At 69.2% G+C, this 20,546-nt stretch carries 18 protein-coding genes; 15 read left to right on the plus strand and 3 right to left on the minus strand.

Going from position 1 to position 20,546, the window contains the following annotated elements; genetic code table 11:
* The first annotated feature begins 67 nt into the window (after positions 1–67).
* The 9 genes from RH861_RS03990 (at position 68) to araA (ending at position 11,846) form a co-directional block, all read left to right on the plus strand.
* Positions 68–898 carry an aldo/keto reductase gene (locus RH861_RS03990; RefSeq protein WP_310519850.1) on the plus strand — a complete coding sequence of 277 codons (831 nt, stop codon included), beginning with the start codon at positions 68–70 and terminating at the stop codon, positions 896–898.
* Positions 899–972: 74 nt separating this feature from the next.
* The gene (locus RH861_RS03995; protein ID WP_310519851.1) at positions 973–2,349 is read left to right on the plus strand and encodes an MFS transporter; all 1,377 of its coding nucleotides are present in this window, start codon (positions 973–975) and stop codon (positions 2,347–2,349) included.
* A gap of 73 nt (positions 2,350–2,422) precedes the next feature.
* Positions 2,423–3,493: a LacI family DNA-binding transcriptional regulator gene (locus tag RH861_RS04000; protein ID WP_310519852.1), complete on the plus strand. Its 1,071-nt coding sequence runs from the start codon at positions 2,423–2,425 to the stop codon at positions 3,491–3,493.
* A gap of 106 nt (positions 3,494–3,599) precedes the next feature.
* Entirely contained in the window at positions 3,600–4,373 is a 774-nt protein-coding gene (locus tag RH861_RS04005) for an L-ribulose-5-phosphate 4-epimerase (RefSeq protein WP_374760945.1), read from the plus strand.
* Positions 4,374–4,533: 160 nt separating this feature from the next.
* Positions 4,534–5,628, plus strand: coding sequence for a multiple monosaccharide ABC transporter substrate-binding protein (gene chvE / locus RH861_RS04010; RefSeq protein WP_310520279.1), 1,095 nt, complete (start codon positions 4,534–4,536; stop codon positions 5,626–5,628).
* 131 nt (positions 5,629–5,759) lie between these two features.
* On the plus strand, positions 5,760–7,289 hold the full coding sequence (gene mmsA, locus RH861_RS04015) for a multiple monosaccharide ABC transporter ATP-binding protein (RefSeq protein ID WP_310519854.1): 1,530 nt from the start codon (positions 5,760–5,762) through the stop codon (positions 7,287–7,289).
* A gap of 33 nt (positions 7,290–7,322) precedes the next feature.
* The gene (gene mmsB, locus RH861_RS04020) at positions 7,323–8,567 is read left to right on the plus strand and encodes a multiple monosaccharide ABC transporter permease (protein ID WP_067950645.1); all 1,245 of its coding nucleotides are present in this window, start codon (positions 7,323–7,325) and stop codon (positions 8,565–8,567) included.
* Positions 8,568–8,650: 83 nt separating this feature from the next.
* On the plus strand, positions 8,651–10,279 hold the full coding sequence (locus RH861_RS04025) for a xylulokinase (protein WP_310519855.1): 1,629 nt from the start codon (positions 8,651–8,653) through the stop codon (positions 10,277–10,279).
* Positions 10,280–10,322: 43 nt separating this feature from the next.
* A complete protein-coding gene (gene araA / locus RH861_RS04030; RefSeq protein WP_310519856.1) occupies positions 10,323–11,846 on the plus strand; it encodes an L-arabinose isomerase in 1,524 nt (507 codons plus the stop codon).
* Between the two features lie 165 nt (positions 11,847–12,011).
* Here the strand turns inward: araA and RH861_RS04035 are convergent, their stop codons facing one another.
* Positions 12,012–12,392, minus strand: coding sequence for a glyoxalase superfamily protein (locus RH861_RS04035; protein WP_310519857.1), 381 nt, complete (start codon positions 12,390–12,392; stop codon positions 12,012–12,014).
* Between the two features lie 147 nt (positions 12,393–12,539).
* Between RH861_RS04035 and RH861_RS04040 the strand changes: the two genes are divergently transcribed.
* Positions 12,540–13,127, plus strand: a complete 588-nt coding sequence (locus RH861_RS04040; RefSeq protein WP_310519858.1) for an HhH-GPD-type base excision DNA repair protein — start codon at positions 12,540–12,542, stop codon at positions 13,125–13,127.
* 356 nt (positions 13,128–13,483) lie between these two features.
* Here RH861_RS04040 and RH861_RS04045 read toward each other — a convergent pair whose 3' ends face one another.
* The gene (locus RH861_RS04045) at positions 13,484–14,305 is read right to left on the minus strand and encodes an alpha/beta fold hydrolase (protein WP_310519859.1); all 822 of its coding nucleotides are present in this window, start codon (positions 14,303–14,305) and stop codon (positions 13,484–13,486) included.
* Between the two features lie 116 nt (positions 14,306–14,421).
* On the minus strand, positions 14,422–15,294 hold the full coding sequence (locus tag RH861_RS04050) for a hypothetical protein (protein ID WP_310519860.1): 873 nt from the start codon (positions 15,292–15,294) through the stop codon (positions 14,422–14,424).
* Between the two features lie 471 nt (positions 15,295–15,765).
* Between RH861_RS04050 and nrdH the strand changes: the two genes are divergently transcribed.
* From nrdH to nrdF, 5 genes are all read left to right on the plus strand, one after another.
* Entirely contained in the window at positions 15,766–15,999 is a 234-nt protein-coding gene (gene nrdH, locus RH861_RS04055) for a glutaredoxin-like protein NrdH (RefSeq protein WP_067945991.1), read from the plus strand.
* A 99-nt stretch (positions 16,000–16,098) separates the two neighbouring features.
* On the plus strand, positions 16,099–16,524 hold the full coding sequence (gene nrdI, locus RH861_RS04060) for a class Ib ribonucleoside-diphosphate reductase assembly flavoprotein NrdI (RefSeq protein WP_067945993.1): 426 nt from the start codon (positions 16,099–16,101) through the stop codon (positions 16,522–16,524).
* Positions 16,525–16,559: 35 nt separating this feature from the next.
* Positions 16,560–18,665: a class 1b ribonucleoside-diphosphate reductase subunit alpha gene (gene nrdE, locus RH861_RS04065; RefSeq protein WP_310520280.1), complete on the plus strand. Its 2,106-nt coding sequence runs from the start codon at positions 16,560–16,562 to the stop codon at positions 18,663–18,665.
* Positions 18,666–18,697: 32 nt separating this feature from the next.
* Positions 18,698–19,498 carry an NUMOD3 domain-containing DNA-binding protein gene (locus tag RH861_RS04070; RefSeq protein WP_310519861.1) on the plus strand — a complete coding sequence of 267 codons (801 nt, stop codon included), beginning with the start codon at positions 18,698–18,700 and terminating at the stop codon, positions 19,496–19,498.
* Entirely contained in the window at positions 19,495–20,514 is a 1,020-nt protein-coding gene (nrdF, locus tag RH861_RS04075) for a class 1b ribonucleoside-diphosphate reductase subunit beta (RefSeq protein WP_310519862.1), read from the plus strand. Before RH861_RS04070 ends, nrdF begins: the two co-directional genes overlap by 4 nt.
* Positions 20,515–20,546 lie beyond the last annotated feature (32 nt).

Raw genomic sequence — 20,546 nt, forward strand, 5'->3', positions numbered from 1 at the left:
GCCGAAGCGCTGGGGATCGGGCGCGGCGGCTGGCATCGGCGGGTGGTTCCGGGTGAGGATGTTCCCCATGACCGCCCATGCGTACGCGCTCGCCGACGGCAACACGATCCCCGCGATCGGCCTCGGAACGTACGGGCTGAACGACCAGGCGGGGGTCGAGGCGATCGTCTCCGCGATCGACGACGGCTACCGGCTGATCGACACCGCGTACAACTACGGCAATGAAGAGGTGGTGGCCGAGGCCATCCGCCGCACCGACGTCGACCGCAGCGACCTGTTCGTCACGACGAAGCTGCCCGGCCGGCACCACGGGCTCGAGGAGACCCTCGCGAGCTTCGAGCAGTCGCGCCGGCGGCTCGACCTCGACTGGGTCGACCTCTACCTGATCCACTGGCCGAACCCGAAGCGCGACCGGTACGTCGACAGCTGGCGTTCGATGATCAAGCTCAAGGAGCGCGGCGTCGTCCGCTCGATCGGGGTGTCGAACTTCACGCCCGCCATGCTCGACCGGCTCGCGCAGGAGACGGGGCTGCTCCCGGTGGTGAACCAGGTGGAGCTGCACCCGTACTTCCCGCAGACCGAGCTCCGGGCGTACCACGCCGAGCACTCGATCCGCACCGAGAGCTGGAGCCCGCTCGCCAAGCGCACCGAGCTTCTGGGCGAGCCGGTGCTCGCCGAGATCGCCGCGGCGCACGAGGCGACGCCCGCCCAGGTCGTGCTGGCCTGGCACCTGGCGCTCGGCGCGGTGCCGATCCCGAAGTCGTCGGATGCCGCGCGTCGACGCGAGAACCTCGACGTCTTCGACATCGAGCTCGACGACGCCGAGGTCGACGCGATCTCGGGCCTCGAGCGGGGGCGCCTCTGGGGCGCCGACCCGGACGAGCACGAGGAGCTCTAGCTCGGCAGCATCTCGACGCTCGGCGACCGTCGCCGGCGGGGCGGATGTCGCGGGGCCGTCGTAGGCTCGATCAAGTGACCGAACGCTCCACCACCGCCCCGATCGAGACCGAGCCCGTCGGCGGGCCGCTCGCTCGTCCCTGGCGGTGGCTGTCGCTCGGCATGTTCGCCCTGATCTTCCTCGCGGCGTTCGAGGTGCTCGCGGTGACGACCGTCATGCCGCTCGTCGCGGCCGACCTCGACGGGCAGAGCCTGTATGCGCTCGCCTTCTCGGTGCCGCTCGCGGCCGGCGTCGTCGGCATGGTCGTCGCCGGCAACTGGACCGACCGTTCCGGTCCGCTCGCTCCGCTGCTCGCGGCGGGCGCCCTCTTCGTGATCGGGCTCGTGATCGCCGGTCTCGCGCCGACGATGCCGATCCTCGTGCTCGGCCGGCTCGTGCACGGCATCGGCGGGGCCGCGGTCATCGTGCCGCTCTATGTCATCGTCGCGCGCGTCTATCCCGAGTCGGTGCGCGCCCGCGTGTTCGCCGGCTTCGCGGCGGCGTGGGTGATCCCGTCGATCATCGGTCCCGCGATCGCCGGGTTCCTCGCCGAGCAGCTCGACTGGCGGTGGGTGTTCCTCGGGGTGATCGGGCTCGTGCTGCCGGCGGGCGCCATGATGCTCGTGCCGCTCCTGCGCGTGCGCGAGCTCGTCGCGGGCGATCCGAGCGTGCCGTGGAGCCGCAGCCGGCTCGCCTGGTCGGTGCTGGCGGCGACGGCGGCGCTCGGGGTGAGCCTGTCGACCGAGCTCGCCGACCCGTGGCGCTGGGTCGTCGCCCTCGGTTCGATCGCGCTGACGGTCGTCGCGGTGCGGCCGCTGTTCCCCGTGGGCACGCTGCGCGCCGCCCGCGGCATGCCGGCGACGGTGCTGATGCGCACGGTGGTGGCCGGAGCGTTCTTCGGCACCGAGATCTACCTGCCGTACCTGCTCATCGACCGATACGACTTCTCGCCGGGCCTCGCGGGCGCGGTGCTCACGGGCGCGGGGTTGTCGTGGGCGACGGCGTCGTGGCTGCAGGGGCGGCTCGGCGACCGGGTCTCGAACGTCGACGCGGTGCGCATCGGCACCGGCGTCCTGGCCGCGGCGCTCGTCGTCGTGCTGCTCGTCGCCATGCTCGGGCTCTCGCCGATCATCGCGTTCGTCGCATGGACGGCGGCCGGTGCAGGCATGGGATTCATGTACCCGCGCTTCTCGGTGTCGGTCCTCGAGCTCTCGCCGAAGGCGGCCCAAGGCTTCAACAGCGCGGCGCTCACGATCGGCGAGTCGCTCGGTGCCGCGGTGGCGCTCGCGGTGACGGCGCTCGTCGCGAGCTCGGTGGTCGGCGGGGCCTTCACGGCGGAGTTCGTGGTGACCGTCGCCATCGCCGTCGTCGGGGTGGCGCTCGCCTCGCGGGTCCGTCCCGCAGCCGCGTAGGGCAGAGTTCATGTGACCGTCACATTGTGACGGTCACATTCCGCGCGGGGATGTGCATAATGGTCTCGCCGGCATGTGTGACCGTGAACATGCCGAGATCGATCCCGAGGTCACCGTGTCAGAGCCGCCGCAGGAGCCGACTCGCGTCCGCGCCCCCAGCATCCGGGATGTCGCGCGACTTGCCGGCGTCTCGCACCAGACCGTCTCGCGGGTGCTGAACCAGCATCCGAGCATCCGTCCCGAGACGAAGCAGCGCGTCCTCGACGTGATGGCCGAACTGCAGTACAAGCCCAACCGCGCGGCCCGGGCCCTCGTCACGAGCCGGTCGCGCACGATCGGGATCCTGTCGGCGTCGAGCACCCACTACGGCCCGGCGTCGAGCATCGCCGCCATCGAGGCGGCCGCGCGCGAGTCCGGGTACTGGGTGAGCACGGCGAACATCGAGTCGTCCGACGCGGGCTCGATCGCCGACGGACTCGCGCACCTGCGGGCCCAGGGCATCGAGGGGCTCGTGGTGATCGCGCCGCAGGTGCGCGTGTTCGACACGCTCGCCGAGCTCTCGATCGACGTGCCCTACGTGACGCTCCAGTCCACGGGTCGCGACCCCGAGCACACCCTGTCCGTCGACCAGATCGCGGGCGCCCGCAAGGCCACGCGGCACCTGATCGACCGCGGACACCGGATGATCTACCACCTCGCGGGCCCGCAGGACTGGATCGAGGCCGAGGCCCGCATGCGCGGGTTCCTCGACGAGATGGGCGCCAACGACGTGCCGACGACGGCGCCGATCCTCGGCGACTGGACGGCCGAGTTCGGCTTCCACGCGGGGCGCGAGCTCCTGACCGTGCGCGACTTCACCGCGATCTTCGCGTCGAACGACCAGATGGCCCTCGGCGTCATGCACGCCGTCCGCGACGCGGGCCTCGAGATCCCGCGCGACGTGTCCATCGTCGGCTTCGACGACATCCCGGAGGCGGCGCACTTCTGGCCGCCGCTCACGACGGTGCGCCAGGACTTCCCCGAGGTCGGCCGGCGGTGCGTGGCACTCCTCCTCGGCGACCTCGACTCGAGCGCGCCGGAGTACCGCGGCACGATCGAGCCCGAGCTCATCGTGCGCGACTCGGTCGGGGCTCCCGCATTCTGAGCGATCGCACGGCGTTACCGTTCCGTGACCATCGGTCAGTTGACACGGTCCGCGATCGTGTGGCTAACATGTGACGCGCCATGTGAACGGTCACATCAGCCGTCGCATGGTTCGAGTCCACCGCCGCCCGGCGACCGCACCACCGACGAGGGAGTCTCGCGTGACCAGCTTCGGCCCGCAGATCGAGGTCGCGATCGCGCGCGTGCGGGCCGAGGTCGCCCGGCTCCACGGCGAGCTGACCCGCTACGGTCTGGTGGTGTGGACCGGCGGCAACGTGTCGGGCCGCGTGCCCGGCGCCGACCTGTTCGTCATCAAGCCCTCGGGCGTCTCGTACGACGACCTCGCGCCCGAGAACATGATCCTCTGCGACCTCGACGGCACCGTGATCGCCGGCACCCCCGGCAGCGACCGCAGCCCGTCGAGCGACACCGCCGCGCACGCCTACGTGTACCGCAACATGCCCGAGGTAGGCGGCGTCGTGCACACCCACTCCACCTACGCGACCGCCTGGGCGGCGCGCGGCGAGGAGATCCCCTGCGTCATCACGGCCATGGCCGACGAGTTCGGCGGCCCGATCCCCATCGGCCCGTTCGCCATCATCGGCGACGACTCGATCGGCCGCGGCATCGTCGAGACGCTCTCCGGCCACCGCTCCCGCGCGGTGCTGATGCAGAACCACGGCCCCTTCACCATCGGCGCGAACGCGAAGGACGCGGTGAAGGCCGCCGTCATGGTCGAGGACGTCGCGCGCACCGTGCACCTCGCGCGCGAGGCCGGCGAGCTCATCCCGATCCCGCAGGAGGCCATCGACCGGTTGTACGACCGGTACCAGAACGTGTACGGCCAGTCATCCGACACCCGCCGTGCCGTCCCCAACTGAACAGAGCTTGCGGCACCCGTGGTCCCGAACGGATGCCGCAGGGAAGCCGGTCGTCATGGACGAGGCCGGGTTCCGAAACCGTCACCAAGACGACGACGTCCATGACCACACAGTGAAAGGACACACCGTGAACAGCACGAAGAAGGTGCTCCTCGCCACGATGGCGGCCGGTTCGATGCTCGCGCTCGCCGCGTGCTCGGGCGGCGCCGGCGGCGGCGGGGGCGAAGGCGGCGGCGACGGCGGCCTCATCGGCGTCGCGATGCCCACCAAGAGCTCCGAGCGCTGGATCCAGGACGGCGATTCCGTCAAGGAGCAGCTCGAGGAGCAGGGCTTCAAGGTCGACCTCCAGTACGCCGAGGACGACATCCCCACCCAGGTCTCGCAGGTCGAGAACATGATCACCAAGGGCGCTGAGGCCCTGATCATCGCGGCCATCGACGGCACCACGCTCTCCGAGGTGCTGCAGACCGCGGCCGACGCCGAGATCCCCGTCATCTCGTACGACCGCCTCATCCGCGACTCCGAGAACGTCGACTACTACGCCTCGTTCGACAACTTCGTCGTCGGCCAGCAGCAGGCGTGGTCGGTGCTCAACGGCCTCGGCCTCACCGAGCTCGACGGCACCCCGATCGAGGGCGCGCCCGAGGGTCCGTTCAACATCGAGCTGTTCGCCGGTTCGCTTGACGACAACAACGCGTTCTTCTTCTTCGACGGCGCGATGAACGAGCTCCAGCCGCTGATCGACGACGGCACGCTCGTCGTGAAGTCGGGCCAGACCGACATCGAGCAGGTCGCCACGCTCCGCTGGGACGGCGAGACCGCCCAGAGCCGCATGGAGGACATCCTCACGGCGAACTACTCCGACGGCTCGCAGGTCGACGCGGTGCTCTCGCCGTACGACGGCATCTCGCGCGGCATCATCTCGGCGCTCGAGGGTGCCGGCTACTCGACGGGCGAGGAGTGGCCGATCATCTCCGGCCAGGACGCCGAGCTCGACTCGGTCAAGGCGATCAACGCCGGCGAGCAGTACGCGACCATCTTCAAGGACACGCGCGAGCTCGCGACCGTGGCCGTGGACATGGCGACCGCGCTGCTCGAGGGCGAGGAGCCCGAGGTCAACAACACCGAGGACTACGACAACGGCGTGAAGGTCGTGCCGTCGTACCTCCTCGACCCGGTGATCGTCGTCAAGGACAACATCACCGAGGTCCTGGTCGACTCGGGCTACTGGACCGAAGAGGAAATCAACGGCTGATTCGCCGCTGAGCCGAACCGCATGACCGGACACCGCGTGTCGGGACCTGAGGCGGGAGTACCCTCGCCTCAGGTCCCGGCCGCGGCATCCGTCGCACCGGACGGTGCACCGGCAATGGAGCAGGAGCAAGGATGACCAACCACATTCTCGAGATGCGCGGCATCACGAAGACGTTCCCGGGCGTGAAGGCCCTCGCGAACGTCAACCTCGCGGTCGAGCGCGGCGAGGTGCACGCCATCTGCGGCGAGAACGGGGCCGGCAAGTCGACCCTGATGAAGGTGCTCTCGGGGGTGTACCCGCACGGCACCTACGACGGCGAGATCGTCTTCGAGGGCGAGACGGTCGAGTTCAAGGACCTCACCGACTCCGAGGCCAAGGGCATCGTGATCATCCACCAGGAGCTCGCGCTCAGCCCCTACCTGTCGATCGCCGAGAACATCTTCCTCAACAACGAGCAGAAGGGCGCCGGCGGCCTCATCGACTGGAACAAGACCAACTTCGAGGCGTCGAAGCTCCTCGCCCGGGTGGGCCTGAAGGAGAACCCGACCACGAAGATCCGCGAGATCGGCGTCGGCAAGCAGCAGCTCGTCGAGATCGCGAAGGCGCTGTCCAAGCGCGTGAAGCTGCTCATCCTCGACGAGCCGACGGCCGCCCTGAACGACGAGGACTCCGACCACCTGCTCGACCTGATCCTGCACCTCAAGGGGCAGGGCATCACGTCGATCATCATCAGCCACAAGCTGAACGAGATCAAGAAGGTCGCCGACACCGTCACCGTCATCCGCGACGGCAAGACGATCGAGACGATCGCCAAGCAGGATGTCACCGAGGACCGCATCATCAAGGACATGGTGGGTCGCGACCTCGAGCACCGCTACCCCGACCACACGCCGCACATCGGCGAGGAGCTGCTGCGCGTCGAGGACTGGACCGCGCACCACCCGCAGGACACCTCGCGCGTCATGGTCGACAACGTCAACCTGCACGTGCGCGCGGGCGAGATCGTCGGCATCGCCGGGCTCATGGGCGCCGGCCGCACCGAATTCGCGATGAGCCTGTTCGGCCACTCCTACGGCTCGAAGATCTCCGGCAAGGTGTACCTGCGCGGCAAGGAGATCAAGACCCGCACGGTGGCCGAGGCGATCGAGAACGGCATCGCCTACGCGACCGAGGACCGCAAGACCTACGGCCTGAACCTCATCGAGGACATCAAGCGGAACATCTCGATGGCGTCGCTGCGCAAGCTCGAGAAGTACGGCCTCGTGCACGACAACGAGGAGTACGCGGTCGCCAACGAGTACCGCAAGTCGATGAACATCAAGGCGCCGAACGTCCTGGTGAAGACCGGCAAGCTCTCCGGCGGCAACCAGCAGAAGGTCGTGCTGTCGAAGTGGATCTACTCCGACCCCGACGTCCTCATCCTCGACGAGCCCACGCGCGGCATCGACGTCGGCGCGAAGTACGAGATCTACACGATCATCAACAAGCTCGCCGCGGCCGGCAAGGGCATCATCGTCATCTCCTCGGAACTGCCCGAGCTGCTCGGCATCTGCGACCGCCTGTACGCGCTCTCCGAGGGGCGCATCACGGGCGAACTCCCCGTCGACGAGGCCACGCCCGAGTCGATGCTCAAGCTCATGACCATGGAAAAGCCCCGCTAGCCCGACGCTCGCGGATCGAAACCAGGAGACACCATGTCGAATCCCAACCCGACTCCGACGCAGGAGTCGCAGGCCGTCGGGGCACAGGTCAACCCCGTCGAGAACAAGTTCACCGACCGACTCAGCCACGTGCTCGCCGACCTCGGCAAGAACGGCATCTTCATCGCGCTGATCGCGGTGGTCGTGCTGTTCGCCGTGCTCACCGACGGCATCCTGCTCCGCCCGCAGAACATCTCGAACCTCGTCGTGCAGAACGGGTACATCCTCGTGCTCGCCATCGGCATGGTGATGGTGATCATCGCCGGCCACATCGACCTGTCGGTCGGTTCGGTCGCCGCGTTCATCGGCGCCGTGTCGGGCGTGTTCGCGGTGCAATGGGGCCTGCCGTGGTGGCTGGCGATCATCCTGTCGCTCGGCATCGGCGCCCTCGTCGGCGTCTGGCAGGGCTTCTGGATCGCCTACGTCGGCATCCCGGCGTTCATCGTGACGTTGGCGGGCATGCTCATCTTCCGCGGTCTCGCGCTCGTGGTCCTCGGCAACGCCAACATCGGCTCGTTCCCGGCCGAGTACCGCGCGCTCGGCAACGGCTTCGTGACCGACGTGTTCGGCGAGTTCGAGATCGACCCGCTGACGCTCGGCATCGGCATCCTCGCCATCGTGATCCTCGTCGTGCAGCAGGTGCGCACGCGCCGCGGCCGCCAGAAGTACGGCCAGGACGTCGAGCCCATCGCGTGGTTCATCACGAAGCTCGTGCTCATCGGCGCGGCGATTCTGTTCTTCGCCTACTCGCTGGCCTCGTACAAGGGCATCCCGATCACCCTCATCGTGCTCGGCTTCCTCGTGCTGGTCTACAGCGTCATCATGAACCGCACGGTCTTCGGGCGACACATCTACGCGATCGGCGGCAACCGCCACGCGGCCGAGCTGTCGGGCATCAAGACCCGCCGGGTCGACTTCCTCCTGTTCGTGAACATGGGCCTGCTGGCGGCGCTCGCCGGCCTCATCTTCACGGCGCGCCTGAACCTCGCCGGTCCGAAGGCCGGTGACGGCTTCGAGCTCGAGGCGATCTCGGCGGCGTTCATCGGCGGCGCGGCCGTCCAGGGCGGCGTCGGCACGATCGGCGGCGCGATCATCGGTGGTCTCATCATCGGCGTGCTGAACAACGGCATGTCGATCATGGGCATCGGCATCGAGTGGCAGCAGGCCGTGAAGGGCCTGGTGCTGCTGCTCGCGGTCGCGTTCGACGTCTACAACAAGCGGCGGTCGGGCGGGCGCTGAGCCCGTTCGCGCAGCCGGAGACGAGGGGCGGATGCCGCGTGGCATCCGCCCCTCGCACGGAACCGGAGAGGACACCCGGGGGAATGACCACCACCACCCGGCCGGACGGCGTGCCGGCCGACGCGCGGGCCGCTGCGGCCGCGATCGTCGAGGGGCGCACGTCGCTCGGCATCGAGCTCGGTTCGACCCGCATCAAGGCGTGCCTCGTGGGGGAGGACCCGACGCAGGTGCTCGCCGTGGGCAGCCACGAGTGGGAGAACCGGTTCGTCGACCGGGTGTGGACGTACACCCTCGACGACATCCGGGCGGGCCTGCAGGCCGCCTACGCCGACCTGGTCGCCGACGTGCAGCGGCGGTACGACGTGACGCCGACGACGTTCGGTGCGATGGGCGTCTCGGCGATGATGCACGGCTACCTCGCGTTCGATGCCGACGGTGAGCTGCTCGTGCCGTTCCGCACGTGGCGGAACACGTCGACGGGTCCGGCCGCGGCCGAGCTCAGCGAGCGGTTCGGGTTCAACATCCCGCAGCGCTGGTCGATCGCCCACCTGTACCAGGCGGTGATCGACGAGGAGCCGCACGTGTCCGCCATCCGTTCGTTCACGACCCTCGCCGGGTACGTGCACCGGCTGCTCACTGGTCGCGACGTGCTGGGTGTGGGCGACGCGTCGGGCATGTTCCCCGTCGACGCTGACGGCGCCGGGTACGACGCCCGCCTGATCGAGGCGTTCGACGGGCTCGTCGCCGAGCGCGCACCCGGCCTGCGGGCCGCGGACCTGCTGCCCGAGGTGCTGCCCGCCGGTCGCGAGGCCGGTCGGCTCACCGCCGATGGGGCCGCGCTGCTCGACCCGTCCGGGGCGCTGCAGGCCGGCGTGCCGCTCTGCCCTCCGGAGGGCGACGCCGGCACGGGCATGGTCGCGACGAACGCCGTGCGCCCGCGCACCGGGAACGTCAGCGCGGGCACGAGCATCTTCGCGATGGTCGTGCTCGAGCGGCCGCTCGCGAGCGCGCACCACGAGATCGACGTCGTGACGACGCCCGCGGGCGACCCGGTCGCGATGGTGCACTGCAACAACGGCGCGAGCGAGCTCGCCGCGTGGGCGGGCGTGTTCGGCCGGTTCGCCGAGGCGGCCGGAGCCGGGCTCTCGACGGACGCCGTGTTCGAGGTGCTGTTCCGCGAGGCGCTCGATGGCGAAGCGGATGCCGGCGGCCTGCTCGCCTACAACCACCTCGCCGGCGAGCCCGTCGCGGGCCTCGCCGAGGGTCGGCCGATGGTCGTCCGCACGCCCGACAGCCGCCTCACGCTCGCGAACCTGATGCGCGCCCAGCTGTACGGCGTGTTCGGCACGCTCGCGCTGGGGATGCGCGTGCTCGACGGCGAGGGCGTCGAACTCGACCGCATGTATGCGCACGGCGGCATCTTCCGCACCGCGGGCGTCGCGCAGCGCCTGCTCGCCGGTGCGCTCGACGCGCCCGTCGCCGTCGGCGAGACCGCCTCCGAGGGCGGGGCGTGGGGCATCGCGGTGCTCGCGTCGTACCTCGGCGCCGCGGACGACGTCGACCTCGGCCGGTACCTCGACGAGCACGTCTTCACCGGCGCCGACGTCACCACCGTCGAGCCCGACCCGGCGGATGTCGCCGGCTTCGCCGCCTACCTCGACCGCTACCGCGCGGGCCTCGCCGCCGAGGCCGCCGCCGTCGACGCGCTCTGACGCGTCATCCGCTTCACGAACTTCGCACCAAGGAGACACGCGCATGACCCGCACCCCGCTCACCACCTCGCTCGACGGCTACGAGGTCTGGTTCGTCACCGGCAGCCAGCACCTCTACGGCCCGGAGACGCTGCAGCAGGTCGCCGACCAGTCGCGGCAGGTCGCCGAGACGCTCGACGCGGCATCCGACGTGCCCGTACGGCTCGTGTGGAAGCCCGTGCTCACGGACTCCGACGCGATCCGCCGCATCATGCTCGAGGCGAACGCCGACGACCGCGTCATCGGGCTCGTCGCGTGGATGCACACGTTCAGCCCCGCCAAGATGTGGATCGCCGGGCTCGACGCGCTGCAGAAGCCGCTCGCGCACCTGCACACCCAGGCGAACGTCGAGCTGCCGTGGGGCGAGATCGACTTCGACTTCATGAACCTCAACCAGGCCGCGCACGGCGACCGCGAGTTCGGGTACATCCAGACGCGCCTGGGCGTGCCGCGCCGCACCATCGTCGGCCACGCGAGCGACCCGCGCGTGCAGGGCGAGCTCGGCACGTGGCAGCGCGCTGCCGCCGGCCTCGCGGCATCCCGCTCGATGAAGCTCGCCCGGTTCGGCGACAACATGCGCTACGTCGCCGTCACCGAGGGCGACAAGACCGAAGCCGAGCTGCGGCTCGGCGTGCAGGTCAACACGTGGGGCGTCAACGAGCTCGCCGACGCGGTCGCCGCGGCACGCGACGCCGACGTCGACGCGCTCGTCGCCGAGTACGAGGAGCTCTACGACGTCGTGCCCGAGCTGCGGGCCGGCGGCGAGCGGCACCAGTCGCTGCGCGACGGCGCCGCGATCGAGCTCGGGCTGCGCTCGTTCCTCGAGGAGGGCGGCTTCGGCGCGTTCACCACGTCGTTCGAGGACCTCGGCGCGCTGAAGCAGCTGCCGGGCCTCGCCGTGCAGCGGCTCATGGCCGAGGGGTACGGCTTCGGCGCCGAGGGCGACTGGAAGACGGCCGTGCTCGTGCGCATCGCGAACGTCATGGGCGCGGGGCTCCCCGGCGGCGCGTCGCTCATGGAGGACTACACGTACGACCTCACGCCGGGCGACGAGCTGATCCTCGGCGCGCACATGCTCGAGGTGTCGCCGTCGCTGACGACGGCTCGCCCGTCGCTCGAGATCCACCCGCTCGGCATCGGCGGCAAGGAGGACCCGGTGCGCCTGGTCTTCACCGCCGACCCGGGGCCCGCCGTGGTCGTGGCGATGTCGGACCTGCGCGACCGGTTCCGCCTCACAGCCAACGTGGTCGAGAACGTCGAGCTGCGGCATCCGCTGCCCAAGCTGCCCGTCGGACGCGCCGTCTGGAAGCCCGCCCCTGACTTCGCCACCTCGGCCGCCGCGTGGCTCGCCGCGGGCGCCGCGCACCACACCGTCATGTCGACCGCGGTCGGCGTCGAGGTGTTCCGCGACTTCGCCGAGATGGCCAAGCTCGAGCTGCTCGTCATCGACGAGTCGACCGAGCGGCGCGCGTTCGAGCGCGAGGTGCGCTGGAACCAGGCGTACTACCGGCTCGCGCAGGGGCTCTAGCGGGCGCGGGCGCGGGCGCGGGGACGGGCGCGCGCACCCGCCCCGCGGCGCCAGCCCGCGGCGCCCCGCCCCGCGGCGCGGAACCAAGTTCTGGCAGCGGAACCGGCCAACGACGTGGTTCCCGCGCGACAACCTGGTTCCGCCGCGCGGCGCGCGCCCGCGGCGTCAGGCGGCCGAGTAGTCGGGCAGCTGCTGGAGCGTCCAGCGGTTGCCGTCCGGGTCGCGGAGCGTCACGAAGCGGCCCCACGGCTGCTCGTCGACGCCCTCGGCCTCGACGCCCTTCGCGCGGAGCTCGGCGAGCACGGCGTCGGCATCCGGGATCACGACCTGGATCACGTCGAGCGAGCCGGGTGCGAGCGAGCCGCCGAGCCCTTCGCCGATCGCGATCGAGCACGCCGATCCGGGCGGGGTCAGCTGCACGAAGCGCAGCTCCTCGGTGACGCGCTGGTCGAAGTCGGCGTTGAAGCCGAGCTTCTCGACGTAGAACTCCTTCGCGCGGTCGACGTCGGTGACGGGCACGAAGATGAGCTCGATCTTCCAGTCCATGGTGGTCCTCCTGGTCAGGCCGGTGGTCGTGCTGCCGGCGGGTGATGTCCTGCGGCCAGTCTGGCGTGCCATCCGGTCAGTTCCTGTCCGCATTCGCAAAGCGGATGCTGCGGAACGATCGGGCCCGCCCCCGATACGGATGGGAGGATGGAGCCCATGACCACGCTGAACATCACCGGGGATGCCGCCGCCGACCAGCTGCTGAGCGAGGACGCGTTCGCCCTGCTCGTCGGGATGCTGCTCGACCAGCAGGTCGCGATGGAGACCGCCTTCGCGGGGCCCGCGAAGATCCGCGAGCGGGTGGGCTCGATCAAGCCCGAGACCATCGCGGCCGTCGACCCCGACCACCTCGTCGACGTGTTCAAGCAGCCGCCGGCCGTGCACCGCTACCCGGGGTCGATGGCCGGTCGCGTGCAGGCGCTCGCCAACGCGGTGCGCGACGACTGGGGCAGCGACGCCGAGGCGATCTGGACGCAGGGCGACCCCGACGGCCCCGAGGTGCTGCGCCGGCTGAAGGCGCTGCCGGGCTTCGGCGAGCAGAAGGCGAAGATCTTCCTGGCGCTGCTCGGCAAGCAGTGCGGGCTGCAGGCGAGCGGATGGCGCGAGGCCGCCGGCCACTACGGCGAGGAGGGCTCGTTCGCGTCGGTCGCCGACATCCGCGACCCGGAGTCGCTGCAGAAGGTGCGCGCGACGAAGCAGGCCGCGAAGGCCGCGGCGAAGGCCGCCAAGGCGTAGCGCCGCGCGCCGCGCGCCGCGCCGGCCCTCCGCCGACCGACCGCCACCCCGGTCGCCCGCCGAGCGCGCGGCTGCGCGACGAGTGCGCGGGCAGAGCGGCGCGCGCTCGTCGCGAAATCGCGCGCTCGCGGCATCCGTGGGGCGTCGCCCGGCGCCCGGCGCCCGCCGCCGCCGCGCCGGCCATCCGCCGAGCGCGCGGCTGCGCGACGGGTGCGCGGGTAGGGCGGCGCGCGGTCGTCGCGGAACCGCGCGCTCGCGGCATCCGTGTGGCGCCGCCCGCAACCGCGCGCTCGCGGCATCCGTGTCGCGCCGCGCGCAGCCGCGCGCTCGCGGCATCCGTGCGGCGTCGGCCGCCGTCAGCGCGGCACGTGCGCGTCGAGGAAGTCCGCGATCGTCGCGGCCAGGTCCTCGGGCTGCCAGGAGTGCTGCACGGCGCGGATCGACCGGCGCTCCGCGTTCGGCAGGGCCGCGGCGAGCGCTTCGGCGGCGGGCGTCATCTCGTCGAGGGTCTCCTCGCCGACGAGCACGAGCGTCGGCGCCTCGATCGCTCCGAACAGCTCGGCGTGCGGCGCGGACTGCGTCCAGGCGAGGGACTCGGCATCCGCTTCGAGGCTGGGGCCGATGCGGACCATGAGCGGCCACGACGGGCTGGTCTTGGCCTGCTCGAGCCACTCGGTGGGCATGTCCTTCATGAAGTACTCGACGACGGCGTCGGGGTCGTCGCCCGCGACGCGCTCACGGATGCCGGCGAGGAACTCGGCCCCGTCGGGCCCCTGCTCGGCGCCCATCGGCACCTCGAACACGACCATCGCGGTGACGGGCAGGCCGGATGCCGCGGCCGCGAGCGCGATCGCCCCGCCGGACGAGTTGCCGAAGAGGGCGACGCCCTCGCCGAGGTCGTGGGTGCGGTCCAGCTCGGAGACGATGGCGCGGAGGTCGGCGAGGTTGTGGTGCAGGTCCATGGCGGCGTCGTGCGCGCTCTCGCCGCGGCCGCGCCGGTCGTAGTTGATGACCGTGTACCCGCGTTCGGCGAGCAGCGTCGCCATCCGCTTGGTGGCCGGGTCGAACGCGCGGAACTGGAACGCGCCGCCGACGAGGACGACCGGGGGCCCGCTGCCCTCGCGGTCGTAGGCGATCGCGGCGCCGTCGTGCGAGATGGCGGTGTGGCCGTGGGACATGGGGCCTCCTTCGCAGGCTCGGGTCTGCGGGATTCGGGCTCGTCGTCAGGCTAGCCGCGGTCGCCGCTGGGCGATAGGGGTCGCGCGGACTGCCGGGAGTCGAGGAGCGCGAGACCTCAGCCGACCTTGGTCAGCGCGGTGATCGACATCGTCGACGACTGGCCGTTCTGGCAGGTCTGGTAGAGCAGGTCGTAGCCGCGGGGGAGGTCGTCGCTCGTCGCGGTGTTCTGGTTCAGCATCTTCACGATGCCCTCGACCCGGTAGAGGCCCTCGTGCTGGCCCTTCAGGCGGATGACGGTGCCGGGCTCGTCGGGGAAGTCCTTGCCACCGCACGACCAGTGCTCGGCGATGGTCGGCACGCCGTCGTAGCGCGCGGTGAGGTCGACGGAGCCCTTGCACGCGTCGAGCTCGGGGTACCAGCCCGCCGCCCACACGTGGTTGACGTAGCGTTCGCGTTCGATGCGCGCCTGCTCCTGGTGCCACGCGGCGACGGCGGCCGCGAGGGCGTCGACGGGTTCGCCGAGTGCGGCGACGGCCTCCTCGAGCCGGGCGAGGTCGTCGAACTCGATGGCCTCGAGCGCGTCGGCCGCGTCGCGCTGCGGCGCGCCGAAGGTGAGCAGGGAGCCGTCCACCCCGTTCGCCTGGTCGAGCAGCGACTCGGCCGACTCGATCTCGGCGCGCGCGGAGACGTCGCGCGACTGCGTCTCGTCGAGCGCGGCGGCGAGGGTCTCGCGCGAGGACTGGTCGGTCAGCATCTCGCTCATCTCGAGGCGCTCGGTCGCGGCCTCCTGCTCGGCGTGCAGGGCGTCGTAGCGGTCGCGCGCGTCGGCGACGGTCGCGGCGGCCGAGGTCGCGGCGGCGTCGAGGCGGGTGGATGCCGCGGCCGTGGCGGCCTGCGCCCCGATGCCGAGTCCGCCGACGAGCACGACGACGGCCGCGCCGGCGGTGAGCAGGCGGGCGCGGCGGGTCCGAGGCGGTGTGAGCGGCATCCCCTCCAGTCTCACCTGTCGGTCGCGAGAACGGTAGGGCGGGGCCGACCCGTGAACTGGGGGAGGTCGCGCGGGTCGGCGGCGCGACGCGCCGTGGCATCCGTCGCCGGAATGTCGGCGGGTGGTGGAAGCATGGCTCACACAACACCACATGTTGGGGTCGTCGGGGCGAGGGGGCCCAGATGTCGGGGCCGCACGACACGCCGACGACACGCCCGACATCCCTCCACAGGTCGAATCCGCTCGAACGAGCAGGGCTGTGGAGAACGTGTCGGGCAACCGCGGAAATCCGCCGGTCAGGGGCACGGCGAGCTGTGCACAGGCTGGGGAGAACGCGGTGGAAAACTACACGAATGTAACTACTGCATCTTGTGGTCGTGCATTTACTCAGGCACTAGATGTAGTATCGAAGACACCAAAGCACCACCGGGGGAAACGGCTCGTCGGAGCCAGAGAAGAGGGGTCACAGAGATGACGGTCACGGTCTACACCAAGCCTTCCTGCGTCCAGTGCAATGCCACGTACCGCGCCCTCGACAGCAAGGGCATCGAGTACGAGGTGCTCGACCTCTCGCAGGACGAGACCGCGCTCGCCGCGGTCAAGGAGCTCGGCTACCTGCAGGCCCCGGTCGTCATCACCGACGAGGACCACTGGTCGGGCTTCCGCCCCGACAAGATCGACGAGCTGGCGAGCCGGCTCGCGTAACGCTCCCCTGGGTCTCGGTACGCCTGGTCTCGATACGCGCGCTTCGCGTGCTACTCGACCAACGGACTCGACCACCGGTCTGCACAGGGGGTGTGTGACATGACGAACCTGATCTACTTCTCGAGCGTCTCGGGCAACACCGCCCGGTTCATCGAGAAGCTCGGGCGGCCGGCGGCGCGCATCCCGCTTCACGCGAGCGATGCGCCGCTCGTCGCCGACGAGCCGTTCGTGCTCGTCGTGCCGACCTACGGCGGAGGCGACGGCAAGGGCGCCGTGCCGAAGCAGGTCATCAGGTTCCTGAACGACCCGCGCAATCGCGCGCTCATCCGCGGCGTCATCGCCGCCGGAAACACCAACTTCGGTGCGGCCTACGGCCTCGCGGGCGACATCATCGCCGCGAAGTGCCACGTGCCCCACCTGTATCGCTTCGAAGTATTCGGAACACCCGACGACGTTCGCGCCGTCGACGAGGGATTGGACGCATTTTGGTCAACGCAGCAGCATCCGGCAACGACAGTGGCGTGAGCGTCATCGACGCACCGCGGACCAGCAACGCGGGGATGGACTACCACGCCCTGAACGCGATGCTGAACCTGTACGGCCCCGACGGGAAGATCCAGTTCGAGAAGGACCGGGAGGCGGCACGGGAGTACTTCCTCCAGCACGTCAACCAGAACACGGTCTTCTTCCACTCCCTCAAGGAGCGCCTCGACTACCTCGTCGAGAAGGAGTACTACGAGCCCGAGGTGCTCGAGATGTACTCGTTCGAGTTCATCCAGAAGCTCAACGACCTGGCGTACTCGAAGAAGTTCCGCTTCGAGACCTTCCTCGGCGCGTTCAAGTACTACACGAGCTACACGCTGAAGACGTTCGACGGCAAGCGGTACCTCGAGCGCTTCGAGGACCGCGTCGTGATGACCGCGCTCGGCCTCGCGCAGGGCGACGAGCAGCTCGCGATCGAGCTCGTCGAGGAGATCATCTCGGGCCGCTTCCAGCCGGCGACGCCCACGTTCCTCAACACGGGCAAGGCGCAGCGCGGCGAGCTCGTCTCGTGCTTCCTGCTCCGCATCGAAGACAACATGGAGTCGATCGCGCGCGGCATCAACTCGTCGCTGCAGCTGTCGAAGCGCGGCGGCGGCGTGGCGCTGCTGCTGTCGAACATCCGCGAGGCGGGCGCCCCGATCAAGCAGATCGAGAACCAGTCCAGCGGCATCATCCCCGTCATGAAGCTGCTGGAGGACTCCTTCAGCTACGCCAACCAGCTCGGCGCGCGCCAGGGCGCCGGCGCGGTGTACCTGTCGGCGCACCACCCCGACATCATGCGGTTCCTCGACACCAAGCGCGAGAACGCCGACGAGAAGATCCGCATCAAGACGCTGTCGCTCGGCGTCGTCATCCCCGACATCACGTTCGAGCTCGCGAAGAACAACGAGGACATGTACCTGTTCTCGCCGTACGACGTCGAGCGCGTCTACGGCAAGCCGTTCGCCGACGTGCCGCTGAGCGAGAACTACCGCGCCATGGTCGACGACCCGCGCATCAAGAAGACGAAGATCAACGCGCGCGAGTTCTTCCAGACGATCGCCGAGATCCAGTTCGAGTCGGGCTACCCGTACATCGTGTTCGAGGACACGGTGAACAAGGCCAACCCGATCAAGGGCCGGATCAACATGTCGAACCTGTGCTCGGAGATCCTGCAGGTCAACACCCCGACGACGTACAACGAAGATCTCTCGTACGCGCAGATCGGCAAGGACATCTCCTGCAACCTGGGTTCGATGAACATCGCCCTGGCGATGGACTCGCCGGACTTCGGCAAGACGGTGGAGACCGCCATCCGTGGCCTCACCGCGGTGTCGAACATGTCGCACATCTCGTCGGTGCGCTCGGTGGAGGACGGCAACGACAAGTCGCACGCCATCGGCCTCGGCCAGATGAACCTGCACGGCTACCTCGCCCGCGAGCGCATCTTCTACGGTTCGGAGGAGGGCATCGACTTCACGAACATCTACTTCTACACGGTGCTGTTCCACGCGCTGCGGGCGTCGAACCGGATCGCGATCGAGCGCGGCGAGACCTTCGAGGGCTTCCGCGACTCGAAGTACGCATCGGGCGAGTTCTTCGACAAGTACACGGATGCCGCGTGGGTGCCCTCGACCCCGAAGGTGGCGCAGCTGTTCGCCGACGCCGGCGTGCACATCCCCACCCAGCACGACTGGCAGGAGCTGAAGGCCTCCATCCAGGAGCACGGCATCTACAACCAGAACCTGCAGGCGGTGCCGCCGACCGGCTCGATCTCGTACATCAACAACTCGACGTCGTCGATCCACCCGATCGCGGCGAAAATCGAGATCCGCAAGGAAGGCAAGCTCGGCCGCGTCTACTACCCGGCGCCGTTCATGACGAACGACAACCTGGAGTACTACGAGGACGCGTACGAGATCGGCTACGAGAAGGTCATCGACACGTACGCCGCCGCGACGCAGCACGTCGACCAGGGCCTGTCGCTCACGCTGTTCTTCAAGGACACCGCGACGACCCGCGACATCAACAAGGCCCAGATCTACGCGTGGAAGAAGGGCATCAAGACGATCTACTACATCCGGCTGCGCCAGATGGCCCTCGAGGGCACGGAGCTCGAGATGTGCGTCAGCTGCGCGCTGTAAGCATCGGTCTTCGAATCTGAGGGTGCCAAGGGATGTCTGAAACGCTGGAAGACCTGCGCCGCGAGATCGGCTATGCCGGTCTCGTCGGCGCGGTCTACGGTGTGCGGACGCTCGGGTCGAGCGAGTACCGGTACGTCGGCCAGACGACGCTCAGTACGACCAAGCGGATGTCGCAGCACCTCAAAGCGGCGAAGTCCGGGCGCAAGACCGCGTTCTACGACTGGCTTCGGAAGACCGATGACTGGCACATCGTTCCGCTCGAGTTCATCTGGACGTCGCTCGACGACCTGGGCGAGGCCGAGAAGCGATGGATCGCGGGTCTTCGGACTGAGGGCCATCGACTCCTCAATCTGACGGATGGCGGGCTCGGTGTCGTCGGTCTCAAATGGACTGACGAGATGCGGGAGGCGGCGCGGCAGCGGAACCTCGGACGGAAGGGCATCGCCCTCCCTGGCGAGATGAATCCGATGTTCGGCCGCTCGCATACCGACAAGCAGGAGGCTCGCTGGTCCGAGCTTCGCAAGGGAACCAACGCCGGGGCAGCGAATCCGAACTTCGGGAAGTTCGGGCCGGATCATCCTTCCTACGGCCGCGTGTTCTCGGCCGAAACGCTCGAACGGCTCTCGGAGCAGAGGCGCGGCGAGAGGAACCCGAACTACGGCAAGACCGCGAGCGCCGAGACGCGAGCGAAGATGTCGGCCGTCCGGAGGGGCCGGCCAATGCCCTCGAGCGTGCGCAGCGCGCACACGAGGTATCACACGAACAAGGGCGTCTTCAAGGAGACGTGCCGGCACTGCATCGACGATCGAAACAACGAAAGAGGCAGCTCATGACGCTCACGGACCCCGTGAACTCGGCGACGAACGACCCCGCCCACCAGGGCAAGGTCAAGCTGGTCGACCACGTCAACGCGATCAACTGGAACCGCATCCAGGACGACAAGGACCTCGAGGTCTGGAACCGCCTGGTGAACAACTTCTGGCTGCCCGAGAAGGTGCCGCTGTCGAACGACATCCAGTCGTGGAACACGCTGACGCCCGAGGAGCAGCAGCTCACGATGCGGGTGTTCACAGGCCTGACGCTGCTCGACACCATCCAGGGCACGGTCGGTGCAGTGTCGCTGATCCCGGATGCGATCACGCCGCACGAGGAGGCGGTGTACACCAACATCGCGTTCATGGAGTCGGTGCACGCGAAGAGCTACTCGTCGATCTTCTCGACGCTGTGCTCGACGAAGGACATCGACGACGCCTTCCGCTGGTCGGTCGAGAACCCGAACCTGCAGAAGAAGGCCGCGATCGTCATGGAGTACTACCAGGGCGACTCGCCGCTGAAGCGCAAGGTCGCGTCGACGCTGCTCGAGTCATTCCTCTTCTACTCCGGCTTCTACCTGCCGATGCACTGGTCGTCGCGCGCCAAGCTCACCAACACCGCCGACCTGATCCGCCTCATCATCCGCGACGAGGCCGTGCACGGGTACTACATCGGCTACAAGTTCCAGAAGGGCCTCGAGCGCGTTTCGGAGACCGAGCGCGAGGAGATCAAGGACTACACGTTCTCGCTGCTCTACGAGCTCTACGACAACGAGGTGCAGTACACGCAGGACCTCTACGACGGCGTCGGCCTCACCGAAGATGTCAAGAAGTTCCTGCACTATAACGCCAACAAGGCCCTCATGAACCTCGGCTACGAGCCGATGTTCCCGAAGACCGTCACGGACGTGAACCCCGCGATCCTCGCGGCACTCTCGCCGAACGCCGACGAGAACCACGACTTCTTCTCGGGGTCGGGCTCGTCGTACGTCATCGGCAAGGCGGTCGTCACGGAGGACGAGGACTGGGACTTCTGACGCCCTATCTACCCGAGACACGGAAGGTGTTG

Origin of the sequence: Agromyces indicus (assembly GCF_031432295.1) — a bacterium.
Classification (GTDB): Bacteria; Actinomycetota; Actinomycetes; order Actinomycetales; family Microbacteriaceae; genus Agromyces; species Agromyces indicus.